Below are 21,091 nucleotides of genomic sequence, written 5' to 3' on the forward strand. Positions count from 1 at the left end.
TTGAAATAAAACTATTTCTTAAAAGGCTATTTTCTATAAGGCTATTTCTTATAAATTTTCTTTAGCTTTTAGAGCATCAAGTTCTTCTAATGCACGATTTGCAATCAGTGCATTTTTTTCTTTTTTCTTACGTACTTTTTGAGGCCACGACTCCATAATGCCAAAGTTGACATTCATCGGTTGGAAATTAGAGCCTTCGTAGTTAGAAATATAGTGACTAAGGGAACCGATAGCCGTCGTCTTAGGAAATTCAATAAATGGTTGTTCCTCTAAGTAACGGTCTACTTGTAGGCCTACCATTAGACCACTAGCAGCAGATTCTAAATAACCTTCAACTCCAGTCATTTGACCAGCAAAGAATAAACGCGGTTCCTTTTTAAGCTGGAATGCATGATTTAACAACTCAGGAGAATTGATATACGTATTGCGATGCATAACACCATAACGAATAAAATCGGCATTTTCAAGGCCTGGAATCATACCGAATACACGCTTTTGCTCGCCCCATTTTAAATGAGTTTGGAAGCCTACCAAGTTAAACATGGTGCCTTCCTTATTTTCCTTACGCAATTGTACCACTGCGTAAGATTCCTCATTGGTACGTTTATCCACTAAGCCTACAGGCTTTAATGGTCCATAACGTAATGTATCTTCCCCACGGCTCGCCATAATTTCTACGGGCATACAGCCTTCAAAGTAGATTTCCTTTTCAAAATCTTTTGGTTGTACGGCTTCAGCCGTTGTAAGCTCATGCCAGAACGCTTTATATTCTTCTTCGGTCATAGGACAGTTAAGATAATCCGCATCGCCCTTATCATAACGAGAAGCAGCAAAAACTTTATCATAGTTTAAGGATTCAGCCGTTACAATAGGTGCAGCAGCATCGTAGAAGTAAAAGCCTGTTTCACCAGTTAAGGCCTTAATCTTATCTCCTAATGCTACAGACGTAAGTGGACCAGAAGCAAAGATAACAGTTCCCTCTATAGGAATCTCAGTTACCTCTTCGTGATGAACTGTAATATTAGGATGGCTCTTTACCTTCTTCGTCACCATTTCACTAAACAAATGACGGTCAACGGCTAAAGCGCCACCTGCAGGAACAGCAGTTGCATCGGCACATTCCATAATGATGGAACCAAGTCGACGCATTTCTTCTTTCAAAAGACCTACCGCATTTTCAATATTACCAGCGCGCAACGAGTTACTACATACAAGCTCCGCAAATTGATCTGTTTGATGCGCCGGAGAACTCTTAACAGGTCGCATTTCATATAAGTCTACATAAATGCCTCGGTTAGCGAGTTGCCAAGCCGCTTCAGAGCCTGCAAGGCCTGCACCAATAACGATAACATTTTTATGATTCAATTGTAGTTTCCTCTTTTTTAGCTTTACTAGACTTTTTAGATTCTTTTACAGGTTCTTCACTAGCTTCGCTCTTTTTCTTTCTTGTTTTCTTTGGTGGTCGAGTCGGACAAGTTTCATTGGAACAGAACTTTTTAACTGTACCATTTTTATATGTCTTTTCAACCATTATAGAACCACATGTTTCACAGAAATCATGAGTTGGCTTATCCCATAGTGTAAAATCGCATTGTGGGTATCGATTACAGCCATAGAAAATGCGTCCGCGACGAGACTTACGTTCTACGATTTCCCCTTCTTTACATTTAGGACATGTTACACCAGTTCCTACTGTAATAGGTTTAGTATTTTTACATTCCGGGAAGTTAGAACATGCTAAGAACTTACCATAGCGACCAAATTTATATACCATTGGGCTATTGCAAAGTTCACAGATTTCATCACTTTCCATAGATGCAATTTCAATGCGGTCTACGTCACTTGCATCTTCTAGCTCTTGCGCAAAGACCTCGTAGAAATCAGATAATACTTTTACATACGTATCCTTGCCAGACGCAATAGCATCTAGTTCTTCTTCTAGATCACGGGTAAAGCCAGTATTGATGATTTTTTCAAAGTATGTAATCAAGAAATCTACCACCACAAAGCCTAGCTCTGTAGGCACGAATTGTTTATTCGTATTTTCCACATAGTTACGGCTTACGATAGTATCTAGAATTGGTGCGTATGTACTAGGGCGACCAATGCCGAGTTCTTCTAATGTCTTGATAAGACTCGCCTCGGAGTAACGTGGAGGTGGTTGTGTGAAATGTTGTTCAGGCAATACCTCTACCGTATGGGCAGCATAATTCTTTTTAAGAGCTGGCAACTGAGGTACATCCTCTTTTTTCGCATCTTCATAAACGGCACTGAAACCAGGGAAGATAACACGAGATCCAGTAGCTTTAAATGTGTAGTCATTTTTAACATTCAACTCTATCGTTGTAGATTCATTTTGTTGCGGTGCCATTTGGCTCGCCATAAAACGATTCCAAATCAACGTGTATAGTTTAAGCTCATCACGACTCAAGAATGGTTCCACCATTTTAGGTGTTAACTCGAGAGATGTAGGACGAATCGCCTCATGCGCATCTTGTGCAGAACCCTTAGAGCCGTACACATTTGGTTTAGACGGATAATAGTCTTCCCCATAATTGCGAAGAATAAAGTCCTTAGCCATGGCTTGCATCTCTTTAGAGATACGCGTAGAGTCTGTACGCATATATGTAATCAAACCTACGTGGCCATAGGAGCCAATTTCTAAACCTTCATATAAATGTTGAGCAATCATCATCGTACGCTTAGCACCAAAGTTCAATTTACGCACACCATCTTGTTGCAAGGTAGATGTTGTAAATGGAGGTACCGCTTTACGAGAACGCTTGCGCTTTTCAATATTAGTCACTACTGCATCTTCATTGCCAATAGCATCAACTATGGCTTGTGCATCACTTTCAGTAGTAATATCGATTTTTTCACCTTTAATATGGGTTAATTCCGCTATGAAAGCCTCTTTTTTAGGCGTTTCAAAATTGCCTTCAATAGTCCAATATTCTTGTGGTACGAAAGCTTGAATTTCGCGCTCTCTTTCACAGATAAGGCGAACTGCAACGGATTGCACACGACCTGCACTAAGGCCTTTGCAAACCTTTTTCCATAACAAAGGACTCAATTTATAACCTACGATACGGTCTAATACACGGCGTGCTTGTTGGGCATCTACCATGTTCATATCGATAGTACGTGGAGAATCCAAAGCCTCTGCTACAGCATTTTTAGTGATTTCATTGAACGTAATACGGCATGTAGACGTAGGATCTACATTTAGAATGTACGCTAAATGCCAAGAAATAGCTTCCCCTTCACGGTCAGGGTCAGTTGCGAGTAATACGGCACTACTTTCATCAGCATAAGAAACTAGTTCATCAATAACCTTTTTACGTGTTACCAAATTACTATAGCGCGGCGTGAAATCATGCTCTATATCGATGCCTATTTGAGACTTTGGCAAATCTCGTAAGTGGCCCATACTCGCCTTTACAACGTAGTTAGGACCTAAGAATTTTTCAATTGTTTTAGATTTAGCAGGAGACTCTACGATAACCAAAACTTTGCCATCAGGATTATATACACGTGGTTCCCGTTGCTCCGGTGGCACTGAAGTTTGTAGTACGGATTTATCCCGTACAATCCCCATAGGCGTTAAGGATTCTTTAGCTACCTTACGCTTTATCGTAGTACTTTCTTTCTTAGTATTTTTCTTTTTTGTGTCTTTACTAGTACTAGCTGCTTTCGGCTCGCCAATAACGATAGATCGTTTAATGGACAAGTATATCACTCCTAGTCATATTAATATAGCCTCTCGGCGGATGATTCTCTATAGCCCCTTCCATTTCTAACTCTAGTAATAAGGGCTGTAGTTGTTGTAATGGAATACGAGTCGCTTTCAAAATATCACTAACCGTAATACATCGATCATGAGGTATTTCACTCAATATTACACTCCTATCCACATTAAAGCTTAACATAGAGCACCCTTTTCTATCAACACTTTGACTATGATTCCCTATTTTTACACTATCTTTTACACCTTTATTTTCCTTATTTTTTGTTGGTAAAAGTTTCTGTTCACTAGAAAAATATTCCCGCAATGTTAAATGATATTGTTCAACTATATCCTCATACCCAGTAAGTACATATGCACCATTTCTCATTAGAAATTTATTTCCATCAGCCGTATGGTCTAATAGATTACATGGTACCACAAATACATCTCGACCTTCACTAACCGCCATATCTGCCGTAATCAAAGAACCACTACTGGACTTGGCCTCCACTACGATAACACCTCTGCATAATCCACTAATAATACGATTCCGTGCTGGGAAATGTTTTGCGGACGGCGGTGTACCCGGCGGGTATTCGGATAGAAGTAACCCATTATTTTGTAACATACGATCAAATAATTTTGCATTTTCTCGAGGATAGGTAATATCTAAACCACATCCCATAACAATGATTCCATACCCCTGACTAGCTAGAAGGCCTTCATGACCATGTGTATCAATACCTCGTGCGCCTCCACTGACAATAATAGTGCTGTATTTACCGAGCTCTTTACCAAGCATTCTCGCCACATTGCGTCCGTATAATGAACAGCGCCGTGCCCCTACAAGAGCAATCCGATTTAGCCGTTTATCTAAAAGTACTCTATTACCTCGCATAAACAATATAGCCGGTGGATTATAAATATGGTTCAAAATAGATGGAAAATCTTTATCTAAAAAGGTAGTAACATCCATCTTATATTCGTCTATTTTATGAATTATATAATCTAACTTTTCATCCTTAGCCGATGATGCTATAGCACGTTTATCAGCGGTAGAAATATGTGTATAAGGCTTTAAATTTTCAACCTTCTTAACGGCTTGCCAAGCATCATAAGGGGATCCAAAATCCTCTATAAATCGCCTTACATATGTGGCTCCAACATTGTATAAGCTTTGTAATCCTGCAATATAAATATTGTCATCGTATCTAATCATATAAACACCTAGTAATTCTTTCTATGTATATAAGCCTTAGTTTTATATAGAATTAAACAACTATTTTTGGCAAATAAACAACTACTAAATTTATAAGATAATTACTTTATTTGCCAGTTCTAAATAACATTGCTTCAGAAATATGATGTGGTTCTACTTTTGGATTTTCTTCTAAATCAGCAATTGTACGAGCCACCTTTAATATGCGATCAAAAGCTCGCCCACTTAAATGAAAATGGTCAAATATATTGCCTAAAACACTCCAGGCCTTATCTGTAATATTGCATAGTTCACTAATTGCCTTATGAGGAACTGCTCCATTCGAATTAAAGTCAAAACCTTCAAATCGTTTTTGCTGCATAGCAGTAGCCATGATAACTTGTTGTCTCATACTTTCACTCGTCATATTTGAAGTTGATGTATCTAACAGCTGTTCAAGGGTCGGTCTCTCAACGGGAATATGTAAATCAATACGATCCATAATCGGCCCTGATAACCGTTGCTGGTAATTTTTAACCATCGTTTCTGTACAGACACATTCCTTATGGGGATCATGGTAATAACCACAAGGACAAGGATTTGCCGCAAGAATACAAATAAAATTAGCTGGATATATATAATTTCCTTGAGCCCGATTTATAGTAATAGTCCTAGACTCTAGTGGCTGTCGTAATGCATCAATTACCTGACGTTGAAACTCAGGTGCCTCATCCATAAATAATACGCCTCCATGAGCTAGTGTTACCTCTCCAGGGCGCCCCTGTATCCCTCCACCGACCATACTAGCCAAAGTTGCCGTATGATGAGGATGTCTAAAAGGTCTAGATGTAACTAGCCCATTATCACCGAGTAAACCTATTACATCTTGTATGCGACTCACTTCAACGATTTCATTCCAAGTCATAGAAGGCAATATGGTCGGCAATCGTTCGGCCATCATCGTTTTACCCCCACCTGGAGGTCCTATCATAATACAATGATGATGACCTGCAGCACTGATGAGCATTGCTCGTTTTCCTAATTCTTGACCTTGTACATCGCCAAAATCAACTGTATATGTTTGATTAGATTTTATAGTTGTACTTTCATCCGTAACAGACGTATCAACACAATTATTACTAATCATAGTTACTTGCGGTTTACTGATTGTATCTAGATTTTCATTGGTTCCAGTTAATGGCATAGACTCTAAAGACCCTAGAATTGATTTATTGGCATTGTGTTTATCTACTTTTTCTTTTTTGATACTTATTTGTTTATTTTTATCAACTACCTTTGGCTTAATTTGTTCCTCTAAAATAGTAATAATTTCTTGTAGTGATGATCCACCATATATGGTTAAATTAGGAATAGACTGTAGCACTTTAACATTTGCAATACTTGTATAAATTTTTGAATAATCAGCATCTAATCCTGCTAGCGACATAGCTAGAGTCCCAAAGGTTGGTAATACCGAACCATCTAACGCTAACTCTCCCATAAACAAACTCTTATCAAATAAAGCCGAAATTTTAGCTTTACGCCCCTTTATCTGTCCTGATGCAAGCAGAACCCCTAAAGCAATAGCTAAATCGAGTCCAGCGCTACTTTTACGAATTGTAGCCGGAGCTAAATTGACTACGATGCGTCTCATTGGAAATTCGTATCCACTATTTTTAATGGCCGCTCGTACACGTTCACGAGCTTCTTTAACAGATTGATTAGGTAGTCCAACGATATCAAAAACCGGCAAACCTTGTGATATATCGACCTCTACAGTAATGATGCATCCATCAATGCCGTGCAAGGTGGCTCCATATAATTTTGCGTACATAAACTGACCTCACTAAAAGCACTGTGGTAAATAATGAATAGAACTTTGAAAGTCCTCGTGTAAATACACCTCTATTACATCAAAGGATATTTCCTTCCAACGGCGCTTTTTTTGATTTAGATCATATAGAAACAACATGGCAGCTCGTTTAATATGCTTTTGTTTTTTCTTGGTAACTGCCTCACGTGCTAGTCCATGTTGCATACCTCGGCGAGCTTTAATCTCTATAAAATGATAGACTAAATCACGTTTAGCAATGATGTCAATTTCTCCTAACCGCGTTCGATAATTTGTATCTACTACTGTAAGTCCTATTTTTTCAATATAGTTAGTGGCTACTCGTTCTCCCCATTTGCCCAGTTCTTTTGAATCGAGTTCATTAAATGCTTTACCAGTACTAATCGTTTTCATATATACCTCCTAATAAGGTGTATCTGCAACAATAACTCATAGAATTTTAATATCTACACTATATTAATCTTTCAACAGGTAATACTTACTTGTAGAGTAAGATACGTAAGATGTAAAAGTAAATACAAAAGAGGTTCCTAATATTCACATAGGTGACTATTAGGAACCTCTTTACAGTTATGAACTATATGCAATTTATAATGTGATAATACGAATAAAACTAATACAACTATAGGACTTAACTTGATAGTCTAATCATAAAATAAATTTATTATCCATAATAAATACTTAGAAATTACTCAGGTTTAACCCAACGCACAATAGATTTAATAGGCTCAAAGCTCTTACGATGAAGCGGTGTTACCCCTTGTTGCTCGATAGCTTCTTTATGTAATTCCGTATAGTAACCTTTATGAATACCAAAGCCATAGCCAGGGAACTCATCATCAAGGCTCTTCATATATCGATCTCGCGTAACCTTTGCAATGATGGATGCAGCAGCAATATTAGCGCTTTTACTATCGCCCTTAATAATGGATTCAACAGGAATCGTTAAATCAGGCAATTTCATGGCATCAGCCACTACTGCTTCAGCTGGTACGCTGAGCGTACGAATAGCCTCATACATCGCTTGTCGCGTTACTTCATAGATATTTAGCTCATCAATCTTTTCTGGGCCGTAGGAAATACAGCTAACAGCAACGGCTTCGTCCATGATGATATCATAGAGTGCTTCCCGTTTTTCCTCTGTTAGTTTTTTAGAGTCATTGAGCCCCGGAATTAATGTCATAGGTGGCAAGATAACAGCAGCTACCGTAACAGGCCCCGCAATAGGACCACGCCCCACTTCATCGACGCCAGCCACATGATAGATACCTTGATCGTAGAACATGCCTTCATAGTCATACATACCCATGAGGCGTTGCTGTTCTTTTAACTCTTTTTCTTGGCGCTTAATATAAGACGCAGCCAATTTCTGTACAGAACTACGTGTATCCTCTTGAGCAAAAGACAAAATCTCTAAGGCTTGTTCAGTTTCAAAGAGAGCTTTAATATCTGCTACTTTTAACTTAGAAAATACATCCTTATCCATTATGACTCTCCTCACCATCTGCAGGGTAGTACGGTTCTTCATCAACTTGATCGAGAGTAATTGTACCTAACTTAGTATTGCGGTAGTCTTGCAAGATAATACGGCGAGCCTTGTCAAAATCTACAATGCCACCGCTTACAAGACAACCTCGACGACGTCCGATGCTTTCAAGAATCGTATCAACATCGGTCATCTCTTCTTCTTTTAATTTATAACGCTCTACCAAAATATTTGGCGCGTTCGTCAATAAGTAATTTAATAGCTGTTTTATAACATGCTCTAAATCATAAACATCATCGGAAATGGCACCTGTCATAGCGAGGCGAGCCGCGGCACGTTGGTCCTCTAATTTTGGCCATAATACACCTGGTGTATCAAGCAATTCAAGATTTTTACCGATTTTAACCCACTGTTGACCACGTGTATGACCTGCCTTATTAGCTGTACGCGTTGCAGCAGAACCAGCTAAAGAGTTAATCAATGTAGATTTACCAACGTTAGGAATCCCTAAGATGATAGTACGTACAGAACGGCTACGAATACCTTTTGCAACCCAACGGTCGATGATAGGTTTACTCAAACGCTCTACAGTGGATATTAACTTCTTATTACCCTTGCCAGACTTAGAATCGATAGCCAATACGGTGATGCCTTGTTTTGTAAAGAACTCAGTCCATTCCTTTGTAGCTTTAGGATCTGCTAAATCTACTTTATTTAACAGTACGATATGAGGTTTCTGACCAACGAGTTCTGTGATGACTGGGTTCGCACTAGAACGAGGAATACGCGCATCTAGTAACTCAATAACTACGTCTACCTTTTTGATATACTCCGTAATCATACGTGTGGCTTTCGCCATATGACCAGGGAACCAATGTACGATAGGTGAATCTGCCATAGTATTTCCTTTCTACATACTCATATACATCTCTTAGAGATACTTAAACTCTTAGAAATACTTAGTATATTTTATATTTATATTTATATGTATGTTTTATATTTTTATCTATCTTTTATAGCTCTATATTTCTCTATTATAATAATTTAATTCAGATAATAATGAAATAGAACTATTCATATCTAATTTTAGCAAAAATAAAAGGCTGCCAACGGCAGCCTTTTATGAACATTAGCGTTTTTCGCGAATACGAGCAGCTTTACCAGTAAGGTTACGTAAGTAGTACAATTTAGCACGACGAACAACACCACGGCGCATAACTTCGATTTTAGCTAAACGTGGGCTATGAAGTGGGAATGTACGTTCTACACCTACACCGGATGCAATACGACGAACTGTAAAAGTTTCACGTACGCCACCGTTTTGACGTTTAATTACCAAACCTTCGAACACTTGGATACGTTCACGAGTACCTTCCACTACTTTTACGTGTACACGAACTGTGTCACCAGCACGGAATGTAGGGATGTCTGTACGAAGTTGTTCTTGTTCAAGTACGTTAATAATGTTCATTGTTTCCTCCTGTTTGCAGACATTCAATACCTACACCTTATAGGCAGCGGACTGTCTCAAATTAACAGCAATATAGTATCATAAATCACGTACTGTTAGCAAGTATTTTCTATATTATTTTAATAATCCAAATATTTACGTATTATTTACGTATAATTGGTCGTTTTAACTTACCTAATAAGCGGTATAAATTCTCCTGATCTTCATCCGATAAATCAGAGAACATTACATTAAGAAATTCGTTATATGTATGTAAAAGAGATTTGCCTAACCGTTTCCCTTCATCTGTTAAAGTAACTACAGATATACGTTTGTCCATATAATCAATATGTTTTGTAACATATCCCAATTCAATGAGTATGTCTGTCTGCTCCGACACAGTAGCAGGACGCATATTTAGAGCATCTACTAACTGCTTTTGTGATGCTCCTTGAGAACGCATATATAATTCAATAATAATTCTATCACGAGACTTTTCTTTGCCGCTTGGCACCTTACATAAGGCTTTATATAATTCATCATGATTCATAATCATCTATCTCCTCATACAACTTTGTATATTATAAAGTATTCGCTATAGTCTCTAAAAATCCTGCATAAAATTTGCATATTCTTCGTAAAAGCAAAAAAGAGGTACGCATGGTACCTCTTCTCTTGTATATCATAGTAAAAATTTAAATTTTTACTATAATATATTATTTTAATGAGCTAATATCTCCAATAATAGCCATTACACTGTATGCTAAACGAACGAGTTGTAAACGGTTAGCTTTAATAGCTTCATCTTTATCCATAACCATTACATCTTCAAAGAATTTGTTGATGGCTGGAACTAAAGTAGCTGGAACTGCCACGACTGCATCATAATCGCCAGCTTCCCAAGCAGCACTACTTGCTTCAGATGCTTTAGAAGCAGCTTCGAACAATTCTTTTTCAGCATCTTCTTTCAACAAATCGCTATTAACACCAGTATATTCCACATCTTTTACAAGATTGTACATACGAGTATAAGCTTGAACAAGTTCAACGTTTTCATCGATGCGATTTGCTAACAATGCATTTACAAGACCTTCAGCATCAGCAACGGATAATTCATTGTTAGACAACAACAAGTCGATTACATGATGAGGAACTTCACGATCAAGGAAGATATTTTTCAAACGAAGTGTGAAGAACTCCTCTACTTGACCAAGTAATTCTTCTTGTTTTTCAGCTGGCACATTAAGCAATTCCATAGATGCTTTGAAGATTGGACGCAAGCTGATATTCCATTCGCTACCAAGCAAGATGTTCAAGATACCAATTGTTTGACGACGCAATGCATATGGATCTTGAGAGCCTGTAGGGATTAATCCACGACTGAAAGTAGCTACGATATTATCTACTTTATCGATGATGGACAATACTTTACCTGCTTCCGTTTGAGGCAATACATCACCTGCAAAACGAGGTAAATATTGTTCAAAAATAGCTTCTGCTACTTCAGGAGATTCACCATCAAGTAAAGCATACTCTTTCCCCATTACACCTTGTAATTCAGTAAACTCTGTAACCATACCTGTAGTAAGGTCAGTCTTAGCAAGCTCTGTAGCGCGTTCCAATACAACAACTGTATCTTCGTGCAAGCCACATTCTTCACCAAACACACGGCCCAATTTAAGTAAACGTTCAGTTTTATCTGCTAAGTTACCAAGACCTTCTTGGAATACAATTTTAGTCAAACCATCTTGACGGTCGATAAGAGGTTTCTTGCGGTCTTCGTTAAAGAAAAATTTAGCATCATCAAGACGTGCACGCAATACACGTTCATTACCAGCTTGAACTACTTCGATAGAATGATCGGAGCCGTTGCGAACTGTTAAGAACATTGGCAACAATTTGCCGTCTTGGTCAACCAATGGGAAGTAACGTTGATGGTCTTTCATAGGTGTAATAATAGCTGCATCTGGAAGTGCCAAGTAGGACTCTTCAAAGCCACCACACAATGCTGTAGGCCATTCAACAAGATAGTTGATTTCTTCTAACAAATCATCATCCCAAACGATGGATGCATTTTTAGAAGCTGCCATATCATGTAATTGTTTGGAGATCAATTCGCGACGAGCATCTTGATCGACCATAACAAAGTTTTCTTTTAATGTGTCTACATAGGATGCTGCATTTTTAATAGTGATTTCATCAGCACCTAAGAATCGATGACCACGTGTTACATTACCAGATTGAACAGTAGCAAATTCTACAGGAATTACGTCTTCATCAAGTAATGCTACAAGCCAACGTACTGGACGTACAAACTTAGCATCTAAATTCCCCCAATGCATAGATTTAGGGAAGTTAAGGCCTGTAATCAATTGAGGCAACATTTCTGTAACGATATCTTTTGCCGGAACCCCTGCAGTTTTAGTTTCTGCGTAAATATAACCATCTTCTACAACGAGATCTGCTACATCAAGACCTTTACCACGAGCAAAGCCGATAGCCGCTTTAGTAGCATTACCGTCAGCATCATAAGCGATGGACGCAGATGGACCTTTATGACGTTCACTGATTTCGGCAGATGTATCAGCAAGACCTTTAACGATAAGAGCCAAACGACGTGGTGTGCCGTATGTTGCGATGCTTTCAAAAGGAAGATGGGCATCATTTAATTTTGTTTCAGCCAATTGTTTCAATTGACCTAAGATATTTGGCATAAAGCCGGCAGGAATTTCTTCTGCACCGATTTCAAATAATAAATCCTTTGCCATCTTATTTATCTCCTTTCAAAAGTGGGAAACCTAATTCTTCACGTTTAGCAAGGTATTGTTGTGCACAAATACGAGCTAATGCACGTACGCGACCGATGAAAGCTGTACGTTCGCTGATAGAAATAGCGCCACGGGAATCAAGCAAGTTGAATGTGTGGGAGCATTTCAATACATAGTCGTAAGCTGGTAATACATAACCTGCACCGCAAACGCGTTTTGCTTCTGCTTCGTACATATCAAACAATTTGAAAAGCATATCTGTATCAGCTAATTCAAAGTTATATACGGATTGTTCAACTTCGTTAGCATGCCAAACGTCACCATATGTAACATTTTCATTCCATTTAAGGTCATATACATTTTCTACGCCTTGAATGTACATAGCCAAACGTTCTAGACCGTATGTAATTTCTACGGAAACTGGTTTACAGTCGATGGAGCCAACTTGTTGGAAATATGTAAACTGAGTTACCTCCATACCGTCGAGCCATACTTCCCAGCCAAGGCCCCAAGCGCCCAATGTTGGAGATTCCCAGTTATCCTCAACAAAGCGGATATCGTGGTCTTCTGCGTGAATGCCTAATGCAGCCAAAGATTGTAAGTACAATTCTTGGATATTATCTGGAGATGGTTTCACGATAACTTGGAATTGATGATGTTGGAACAAACGGTTAGGATTATCACCATAACGACCGTCTGCTGGACGACGAGAAGGCTCTACATAACATACAGACCATGGTTCAGGACCAATAGCGTGCAAAAATGTAGCAGGGTTCATTGTACCTGCACCCTTTTCGATGTCATATGGATTTTGAACGATACAACCTTGATCGCTCCAGAATTTTTGTAGATTTAAAATAATCTCTTGAAATGTCATTGCTGCCTCCACTTTACACAACCGACATAAAATCAACCATTTCGTTACAAACAAAAAAGTCCCTGTAACGAAAAACGTTACAGGGACGAGTATACCCGCGGTTCCACCCTATTTGGCTTGCGCCCTCTTTTTTCTATGTTGGCCTTTACTAACAGATACCTGCGTTCCTGCCAATGCTCTACAGCGCCTTCAACCAAATGTGAGCTTACACCATCCTCACTCGCTAGAGAGGTTTACTACTCTGCTTCATCGCATATATTATACACAATATTGTAGCAATACAGAGGGATTAATGTCAAATCCATTAAACAAAATAATTATTATAAAATTTCTAATTTATTTTCATTGAGCATTTTTATTTAAATAGATTTATAAAGCCAATCATTTTTATCAAATCTCTTAGGTTGTTTATTTGTTATTTCATCTATAATTAATTGTTCATCTTCTGTAAAATCATCAATAGAGGAATAAATATATAGTCTATCACCATATACTTTTTGGAGGCTATATATACTGCTATCATCAATACTATAAGCACCATCTATATGGGTAAAACCTTTATAATTCGGTAAAATCTTAATACTACCGTTAGGTAGAGTATTAATAATTAAAATTCCATAATCTCCATATGTATAAACATAAGGGTATTCAGCGGCAAAACCTTTAATATCTCGATTTAATCCTATTTTATATTTTTGATCAACAATAGAGTTTATAAACCACTGATATCTAAAAGAATAACCTAAGATATATAAGATTAATATTACTATTATAGAAATAAATATATAATATAAATATTTTTTTTTCATTTTATAATCTTTCTCTAACAGCTCTTCCACTAACTGAAAACGGAATGTCATGAACCTCATTATTATACGGTTTACGCAAATTAGTCACCTGAATAACATAAGCATTATGAATAGGATTATTATATTCACCAAAACTTATTATGCCTAATTTAGCCAATTTACCACCATTATCCCATCTATCTGCAACTATCATTGTTCCATAATATACATCATTATATTCATCATAAAAAACACGTGGACTAATAAGATATGTTCCAACAGTTAAATACTGATTAACACTTTGTACTCCAAGATGACTATTAATAGTGCTTTGACCAGTATTATCTATATTTATACCTTTTTCTTTTAAGATAGTCATAAATGCAACGATAGCATCTAATTTCATGCGTTCTGAGGGAACCATTGTTTGTCCTAATACACTATCTTTATCTATGACAACAGTTTGAATATCATTAGTAGAACCCTTGACATCAACTATACCATACTTACCAATTAAATCGCTCTTATCCCCGGCATATAAAAATATTTCTGTAGCTTCCGCAGCTCCATTATATTGCTTTCTAATTTTAGGAATTTGATTATACAACGATTCAAGAGCTTTTTCTCCATCTTGAACAGTATAACTTTCATTATTACTCTCAATCTTACTATTTTCATTAATTTTATGTAATCTTTGAGTTACTAATAATTGTTGCTTTTCTTTAGAAAGTTGTATTTTCACCTCATTACTAGGATTAGGGTTATACCAAGGTCTTCCATTCTCATCCAAAGTATAATAAGTTTGTCCATCGTCACCTAAAACTGTAGGATATCCCTCAAGCTCAAGTTGCTTACCTCTAAAACGTCCATTTAGTACAGTACCACCATTTATAAGTTTATTATAATATTGTCCATCATCTTCTTGCCATCCAGCATCATAAGTGCGAACATTATAGCCCTTATCTTGAATATATTTTTCTTCACTAACAAATTTATTATAATAATACTCTTTTAAATGCGTATAATAATTGATATTATTAGGGTCACTACCTACTACATACGCAAATAAATTATTAAGTAATGCTGAGTAAGATTCATCTGTATAATAAGGTTCTCCTATATGGCCTCCGTCCGTTGTATGTACTAAATTATCAGAATCATAATAATCATGATAGTCACGTTCATATTCCATTAAAGCATAATAATAAGCAACCTTCTCTCTTAATTTACTCCACCGTGTATCTTCATCATAGCCATAAGCATTAGTAAATAACAGTTGGGAAATATCATAATTTAAATCTTGACGATTCTGATGCTCTAACCAATTATAAGTAGTCGCCTTTTCTGCTAAAGCACCGCCAGTATCTCCACTGACAACTTTACCAATGACTAAACTTATAATTTTTCTAAATTCCGGATTAGTGGATTTATTAATAAAACTTTGTAAACTTTCATTCACGGCAGAAGCTTTAACACCAGAAATAATATTACTTCCTGAATAATTAGATAAAAAACCTCCTAAGCTAGCATGTAAGCTTATTTTATATATACCATTATCCCCCCATTTTTTCGACTCTTGATAATACTTATCCGCTTTAGCATTTTCGCCTTTCATTTTTGCCTTCACTGCTTTATCAAGTAATCTCGTTTGTTGATGTACACTTACGTCTCCAATTAACTTATATCCATGTTCAGAAAGCTTATTTAATAGAATTTGTTTTTCTTCTACTGTTTTCTTATCAAAAATTGGTGCTAATTTATTAAGTGCTTGTTCTGTATCATGATTAATCTTTTCTAAAGATTCTTTCTCAGCAACTTCGATGATACCTTTACTGATAGCAGAATGAGTAGTTGATTTAGAATTACCTTTTACAGGAATCCCCATTTTAGGGCTACCAGTAATACCTATTGGATTATTTTTAGAGCGTTTAGTAGTTGATAAACTATACCCAGATGTCTTCGCTGAATAGGATGCTTCATTATGAATATCATTCATTGATAAAGAGTTAGAGGATAATTTATTCTTAGATATATCAGTACTACCTTTAATTATACCACCTGTAAGTGTAGTTGCATTATTTACCTGTACATTATATCCACCATCACCTGCATATATGCCAGCCTGGTTTGTAACACTTGCATAGTGACTGTCTGTCGTGCCTCTCGAATTATCAAATCCAACTCTCGCAGGACCACTCATTCCATAGGATACAGATATACCTTTATTTTTACTTACTTTATGGTAGTCATTCGTATCTTGTAAACTTTCAATTTTTAAATCATGTCCAACTTTTGTAGACACACTGTCACCGATGATCTTAGAACCAATAATATCTGTATCATTTCCAGAGATAGTATTGACTTGGTTACCACGAATAACAGTTCCAGTATGTGTCTTGGTTGTCTCTAATGCATTTTCTTTACCTTTATACACATTAGCTTCTAAACCAATAACACCATTACCATGAGGACTAACTGTAGCACCAACAGACCACCCAGAACTTGTATATGTATCATGTTGTACCGAAGAGTTTGTTCCTGCATCTAAACTTAGGTTATTTGTTGCATTTAAATTAACCTCTGGAGCCTCTATAACACTACCTGTAATCTGAATATTGCCTTTATCGCTATTGTCACTATTCGCAGTAATACTTACTTTATTTTTGCTACCTATAGAACTACCTATATAATTCTCTTGCTTAAGTTCACTAAGCTGTTTGAATTTGCTCGAACCAATACCAACTTGTACATTGAGTAAACGATCTTTTTTAGCTCTATTATTTATATTATTGATCGCAGTTTTAACATCTGGATGCATAGCATTTTTCTCTTCAGGATGTTCTGCCTGATATGCTTTATTAAGTTCATCAGCCTTAGCAAGTATATCTTTTTCTTTTTCTAAAAGCTTTTCTATTTTAGCATTTTTATAAGAAGTCCCATCATTATAAGCATGTTTTAAAGTATTTGCAGCCTCAAGATACTCTAATGTTGATAAGTTGCTATTTTTTCTAGAGTTAGCACGCTTGCCAAGTTGCTGAACATTATTTAATTCATTAACAATCTGACCACCAACACTTACAGTAAGACCAGAACGCTTCTCCTCGTGACTTTGAACTATATGTACAGTATTATGCTTCCCATCAACAGTTACATTTTGAGCAGAAAGGTCTGCAGGTTGATTACTAAAATAGTTTGTCGTAGTACTATGAATTGCATTACCAGCCTTAACATTAATCTCTCCATCTGAGGAGGCAATGTTACTTGCAACTTGATTTATATACCTTCCATCTGTTGTATCAGTCACTTTTTTACTACCTATAGTAAATCCTATACCAGCACCCATTAATCCAGATTTTTTACTATATTGATATACATCATCACGTTGTGTTTCTTCACCTGAATCTGTACGCACATCATTCCCCGCAGATACTAATACATCGTTTGTTCCTAAAATATTAGAACCTGTTACCGAAACATTACGATTAGCTTTCACATTAATCGTATCGCCACCAATAGTTGAAGATAGCACACCTGTGTGTTCGTGATCTGTACGTATGATATTAGTTGTACGAGATAGTAAACTTTTTTCTTTATACTTTAGACCATATTCATCACGGCTATAGCTTTTCCCATTAGTGATAGTAACATCATTTCCCGCTTCAACTGATGTTAAGCCATGTTCACTATTAACAATACCATTACGGATATTTACATCATTTCCCGCTCGTAAAGTAACATTGCTATCACTTAAAATAGCTGTACCTAATTCTGTACGGCGGTCAGTACGATTATAATTATCACTATTAACCGTCATATCCTTTTTAGCAGATAATGCCTCTGTTGTTACATTAATATTCTGACCAGCATCAATACTTACTTTGGAATTATCTCCAGTATGAACAATAGCTCCTTTAAGGTTAATATCTCGTTTAGCAGATAAAACTAAATCACCTTTTTCTCCTACACCTATAGTACCTTGACGACCAACAACATCTTGATGTTGTAATCTATCTACCTGAGTACCTACATTAATATCACGGCCAGCATTAATATAAACTTGTTTATCACCATGAATATTACCAGTATTTATTACATCTTGAGATGCTTTAATAGTAACTGTACGTCCATCTATACGCCCTGTATTTTCTACATCAAGAGCCCCTAATACAATTGTATCTGCAGTCATAATGCCTTGATTTAGAATATCTGTATTAGCATTGCTAACGATAGCTTTGCCACTTATAATTCCCCCCATTGTATCCATAGATTTAGCAGACTGTTTGGCTAAATACACTTTAGGATACAAAACTTGTTGCGCTTTTCCATCTACTATAACGGTTTTAGTTTCCAACCAAACCATATCTGTTGTTATAGCGTCCATTTGTTCTTTAGATAAAGCAATTCCAGGTGTTAATTTAAAAGCTTTACCAAAAGCTACACCAGCCTCTAATAAAGCTTTATATTCAGCTTCATTATCTGTATAACCTTCTAAATATTGTTTACCTGTAGCTGATACAATTTGCTCATTAATAAGTTGCTGTTCATAGAATCCATCACCTAAGCGTTTGGATCTTCTTTCAGGATTATTTGCCAAGGCATCAATCATAAATTGAGATGATAAAAAATTCTTTCGATTAGTAAAAGCAGGATCAGTCTCTATCAAAGCATTAGCCGTAATATCAGGATGAATTTGATATAGTGCCTCTGTTGGTAGCGATAAACCATTTATGGTTTGACTTGCTTTACCTTTGCCCCCACCCAGACCATAGGGATCTAAACTATCATTAACCTTTTTAATAGTTGCGTTAGATACTCTATCTTCAGCATGCTCTTTAATAGTACCAATTGGTTTTACATTTTCTTCAGTAATCGATGGTGTCATAAAGACTTCAGGGCCCCAAACACGTATACGTTTACTTCTATAACCGTGACGTTTCCTTTTCTTTTCTGTTCTACTTTCTTGAGTAGTGCCAGTAATAAAAGTCTTATCACTAATCATATCTGATATGTTTTGTATCGAGCCATTTGTCTTAAAAGTTCCTCCTGAAATCACTCTGCTATTATCATTATAAAGTATACCACTAGTTATTAAATCACCACCACTACTAATGATACCTGGATCATCATTAGTAACCTTTTTGTGAGTTTGTTCGGCTTCACTTCTAATGATTGTAAACTGATTTATTCGGTTCTCATTCTTATTCATTTCCTTATTATAGGCTTCATCTTCAGGCGTTTTAACTGGTTTGATATGTGCTACACCATAACCACTTGAATCATCAGCATATGGGAACTCAGACTTATCAAATACCTGTCCTTCTAATTTATGATGTGGATGAGTAACTTTAATTTTATCTGGATTTTTAGTAATGCCATCTGAAACACGCTTTACACCTAATGCAACATTTTTATTATTTTCTACTGTAGGAGCATCTAGTTTAATAGACTTTGTCGCTTTAATGGTCGCCCCTTTATTGTGAATACCATCTTTAGCAATAAGGTCCATAGTTCCACCACTATAAATGAGACCTTTACCAGTATTATCTATTGTATCTGAAGTTATATTAACGTGATTACGACCCGCAATTACACCAGACTTATGAGAATCTAGTTCTACCTTAATAGCAGTAACCTTCTCTTGTACATCATCATACGCTTTTGTTAAATCTTTAATCCGTTGACGATGTTCCTCTAGCTCAGGCTTGGTCTTATATTTAGATATATCAGCATTCCATTCGGCATCAAGTTCATTCTTTGCCTTTTCTAGCTCTTTACCAGCTTTATGATAGCGTTCTTCTATTTCACTATTAGTATGATTTGTAACTATATTAGCTTTAATAGCTACTGTATCACCATAAATACGTCCACCTTCATGATTATCTATAGATTTAGCATTTATAGTTGTAGTATTTCCAGAGTTTACAAGACCACTATTGTTTACCTTTTCTTGACTATATACAGTTGTAGAAGAATCTCCTTGTACTACAGCATTTGAATGAATTGCTATACTTTGGCCATCTAAAATAGTATTGCCATTACTTGTAACACCACCATCAACTACAATTTGACCATCACTAGTAATACTAGAGGCCTGTGAAGAACTCACTACACCTTTAACATTTACCCCAAGACCAGTATTGGTTCCTTTCAGAGTAATAGAGTTTGCATACATTCCCCCAATTGCAGATACATCTAAGCCAATATTGTTAGAATTACCAAGTTTTTGTGTGTCTAATGTATTAGCATCTATTTTGTTCTTACCCGTGCGAGCTTCAATCGAATTTGCCCAAACTCCAGCATTTACACTTGCTGCTTCTGTTAAAACTTGTAGCGAGTTAGCATCTTTGGCATTTAGACCGTTTCTATTAATAGCAACAGTTCCTCGCTCTACACGATATGAGTTTAGATTTCCTGCTGAATCATATTCAGGTTTACCTGTAGTTAATACTGCTCGATCTGTATTGATAAATCCACCACCATCTACAGTAATACCATTAGGATTTGCTATAACTACGGAAGCTTTGTGACCTGCTACCTCAATAAACCCGTTCATATTAGTTGCATTGTGTGAAGTAACCTCGTTAACAATGACATTGGCAGAGCCACGCATCATATTAGCATTACCAGGTACATAACCACCAAGCTTAGTATTAGACATTTGGTAAGAGTTATTAAGAATTACACCATTTTGTGGTACGTTAAAGTTAGTATAATCATTTCTAGATACTCCACCAGCACTAGGGCCAACGACATTTACTAATGTGACACCGTTAGCAGCTTGTCCGATCATGGCTTGTCTTTCATGTGGCGCATTTCGATCTACCTCTATAGGATTTTCTGCATATACAAACGGTACGACTAAAGGATCAACGATCATTAAACCCATAGTAAGCCATACTGCTATTTTATATTGTAATCGTTTTTGTTTCATATTTACTCTCTCAA

The 21,091-nt window shown here is 36.7% G+C and carries 13 protein-coding genes; all 13 read right to left on the bottom strand.

All coding sequences use genetic code 11. The features are described from left to right. Positions 1-48 precede the first annotated feature (48 nt). The gene (gene trmFO / locus VPAR_RS04890; protein WP_012864400.1) at positions 49-1,365 is read right to left on the bottom strand and encodes a methylenetetrahydrofolate--tRNA-(uracil(54)-C(5))-methyltransferase (FADH(2)-oxidizing) TrmFO; all 1,317 of its coding nucleotides are present in this window, start codon (positions 1,363-1,365) and stop codon (positions 49-51) included. Continuing rightward, positions 1,355-3,730 carry a type I DNA topoisomerase gene (gene topA, locus VPAR_RS04895; protein WP_012864401.1) on the bottom strand — a complete coding sequence of 792 codons (2,376 nt, stop codon included), beginning with the start codon at positions 3,728-3,730 and terminating at the stop codon, positions 1,355-1,357. The genes trmFO and topA overlap by 11 nt, the downstream gene beginning before the upstream one ends. Further along, positions 3,720-4,946 carry a DNA-processing protein DprA gene (dprA, locus tag VPAR_RS04900; protein WP_012864402.1) on the bottom strand — a complete coding sequence of 409 codons (1,227 nt, stop codon included), beginning with the start codon at positions 4,944-4,946 and terminating at the stop codon, positions 3,720-3,722. Before dprA ends, topA begins: the two co-directional genes overlap by 11 nt. A 106-nt stretch (positions 4,947-5,052) precedes the next feature. Continuing rightward, positions 5,053-6,759 carry a YifB family Mg chelatase-like AAA ATPase gene (locus tag VPAR_RS04905; RefSeq protein WP_012864403.1) on the bottom strand — a complete coding sequence of 569 codons (1,707 nt, stop codon included), beginning with the start codon at positions 6,757-6,759 and terminating at the stop codon, positions 5,053-5,055. 12 nt (positions 6,760-6,771) lie between these two features. Continuing rightward, positions 6,772-7,170, bottom strand: coding sequence for a YraN family protein (locus VPAR_RS04910; RefSeq protein WP_004695915.1), 399 nt, complete (start codon positions 7,168-7,170; stop codon positions 6,772-6,774). A gap of 295 nt (positions 7,171-7,465) precedes the next feature. Next, entirely contained in the window at positions 7,466-8,263 is a 798-nt protein-coding gene (rnhB, locus tag VPAR_RS04915) for a ribonuclease HII (RefSeq protein ID WP_012864404.1), read from the bottom strand. Next, the gene (ylqF, locus tag VPAR_RS04920; RefSeq protein WP_004697388.1) at positions 8,256-9,161 is read right to left on the bottom strand and encodes a ribosome biogenesis GTPase YlqF; all 906 of its coding nucleotides are present in this window, start codon (positions 9,159-9,161) and stop codon (positions 8,256-8,258) included. Before ylqF ends, rnhB begins: the two co-directional genes overlap by 8 nt. A 231-nt stretch (positions 9,162-9,392) precedes the next feature. Continuing rightward, entirely contained in the window at positions 9,393-9,734 is a 342-nt protein-coding gene (gene rplS / locus VPAR_RS04925) for a 50S ribosomal protein L19 (RefSeq protein ID WP_004695921.1), read from the bottom strand. A gap of 142 nt (positions 9,735-9,876) precedes the next feature. Next, positions 9,877-10,263, bottom strand: coding sequence for a MarR family winged helix-turn-helix transcriptional regulator (locus tag VPAR_RS04930; RefSeq protein WP_004697491.1), 387 nt, complete (start codon positions 10,261-10,263; stop codon positions 9,877-9,879). Between the two features lie 166 nt (positions 10,264-10,429). Then, entirely contained in the window at positions 10,430-12,481 is a 2,052-nt protein-coding gene (gene glyS / locus VPAR_RS04935; RefSeq protein ID WP_004697286.1) for a glycine--tRNA ligase subunit beta, read from the bottom strand. Position 12,482: 1 nt separating this feature from the next. Continuing rightward, entirely contained in the window at positions 12,483-13,358 is an 876-nt protein-coding gene (gene glyQ, locus VPAR_RS04940; RefSeq protein ID WP_012864405.1) for a glycine--tRNA ligase subunit alpha, read from the bottom strand. Between the two features lie 359 nt (positions 13,359-13,717). After that, positions 13,718-14,218 (bottom strand): hypothetical protein, encoded by a 501-nt coding sequence (locus tag VPAR_RS04945; RefSeq protein WP_231968110.1) that lies wholly within the window; start codon positions 14,216-14,218, stop codon positions 13,718-13,720. Then, positions 14,169-21,077, bottom strand: a complete 6,909-nt coding sequence (locus VPAR_RS04950) for a two-partner secretion domain-containing protein (protein WP_012864407.1) — start codon at positions 21,075-21,077, stop codon at positions 14,169-14,171. Before VPAR_RS04950 ends, VPAR_RS04945 begins: the two co-directional genes overlap by 50 nt. Between the last annotated feature and the right edge of the window lie 14 nt (positions 21,078-21,091).

Origin of the sequence: Veillonella parvula DSM 2008 (genome assembly GCF_000024945.1) — a bacterium.
GTDB classification, from domain to species: Bacteria; Bacillota; Negativicutes; order Veillonellales; family Veillonellaceae; genus Veillonella; species Veillonella parvula.

What these genes read in the sequence shown, in the direction of transcription:
- VPAR_RS04910 (WP_004695915.1), bottom strand. Translation starts at nt 7,170, where the DNA reads ATGAAAACGATTAGTACTGGTAAAGCATTTAATGAACTCGATTCAAAA.
- ylqF (WP_004697388.1), bottom strand. Translation starts at nt 9,161, where the DNA reads ATGGCAGATTCACCTATCGTACATTGGTTCCCTGGTCATATGGCGAAA.
- glyS (WP_004697286.1), bottom strand. Translation starts at nt 12,481, where the DNA reads ATGGCAAAGGATTTATTATTTGAAATCGGTGCAGAAGAAATTCCTGCC.
- VPAR_RS04945 (WP_231968110.1), bottom strand. Translation starts at nt 14,218, where the DNA reads ATGACATTCCGTTTTCAGTTAGTGGAAGAGCTGTTAGAGAAAGATTAT.
- VPAR_RS04905 (WP_012864403.1), bottom strand. Translation starts at nt 6,759, where the DNA reads ATGTACGCAAAATTATATGGAGCCACCTTGCACGGCATTGATGGATGC.
- VPAR_RS04950 (WP_012864407.1), bottom strand. Translation starts at nt 21,077, where the DNA reads ATGAAACAAAAACGATTACAATATAAAATAGCAGTATGGCTTACTATG.
- glyQ (WP_012864405.1), bottom strand. Translation starts at nt 13,358, where the DNA reads ATGACATTTCAAGAGATTATTTTAAATCTACAAAAATTCTGGAGCGAT.
- dprA (WP_012864402.1), bottom strand. Translation starts at nt 4,946, where the DNA reads ATGATTAGATACGATGACAATATTTATATTGCAGGATTACAAAGCTTA.
- rplS (WP_004695921.1), bottom strand. Translation starts at nt 9,734, where the DNA reads ATGAACATTATTAACGTACTTGAACAAGAACAACTTCGTACAGACATC.
- rnhB (WP_012864404.1), bottom strand. Translation starts at nt 8,263, where the DNA reads ATGGATAAGGATGTATTTTCTAAGTTAAAAGTAGCAGATATTAAAGCT.
- VPAR_RS04930 (WP_004697491.1), bottom strand. Translation starts at nt 10,263, where the DNA reads ATGAATCATGATGAATTATATAAAGCCTTATGTAAGGTGCCAAGCGGC.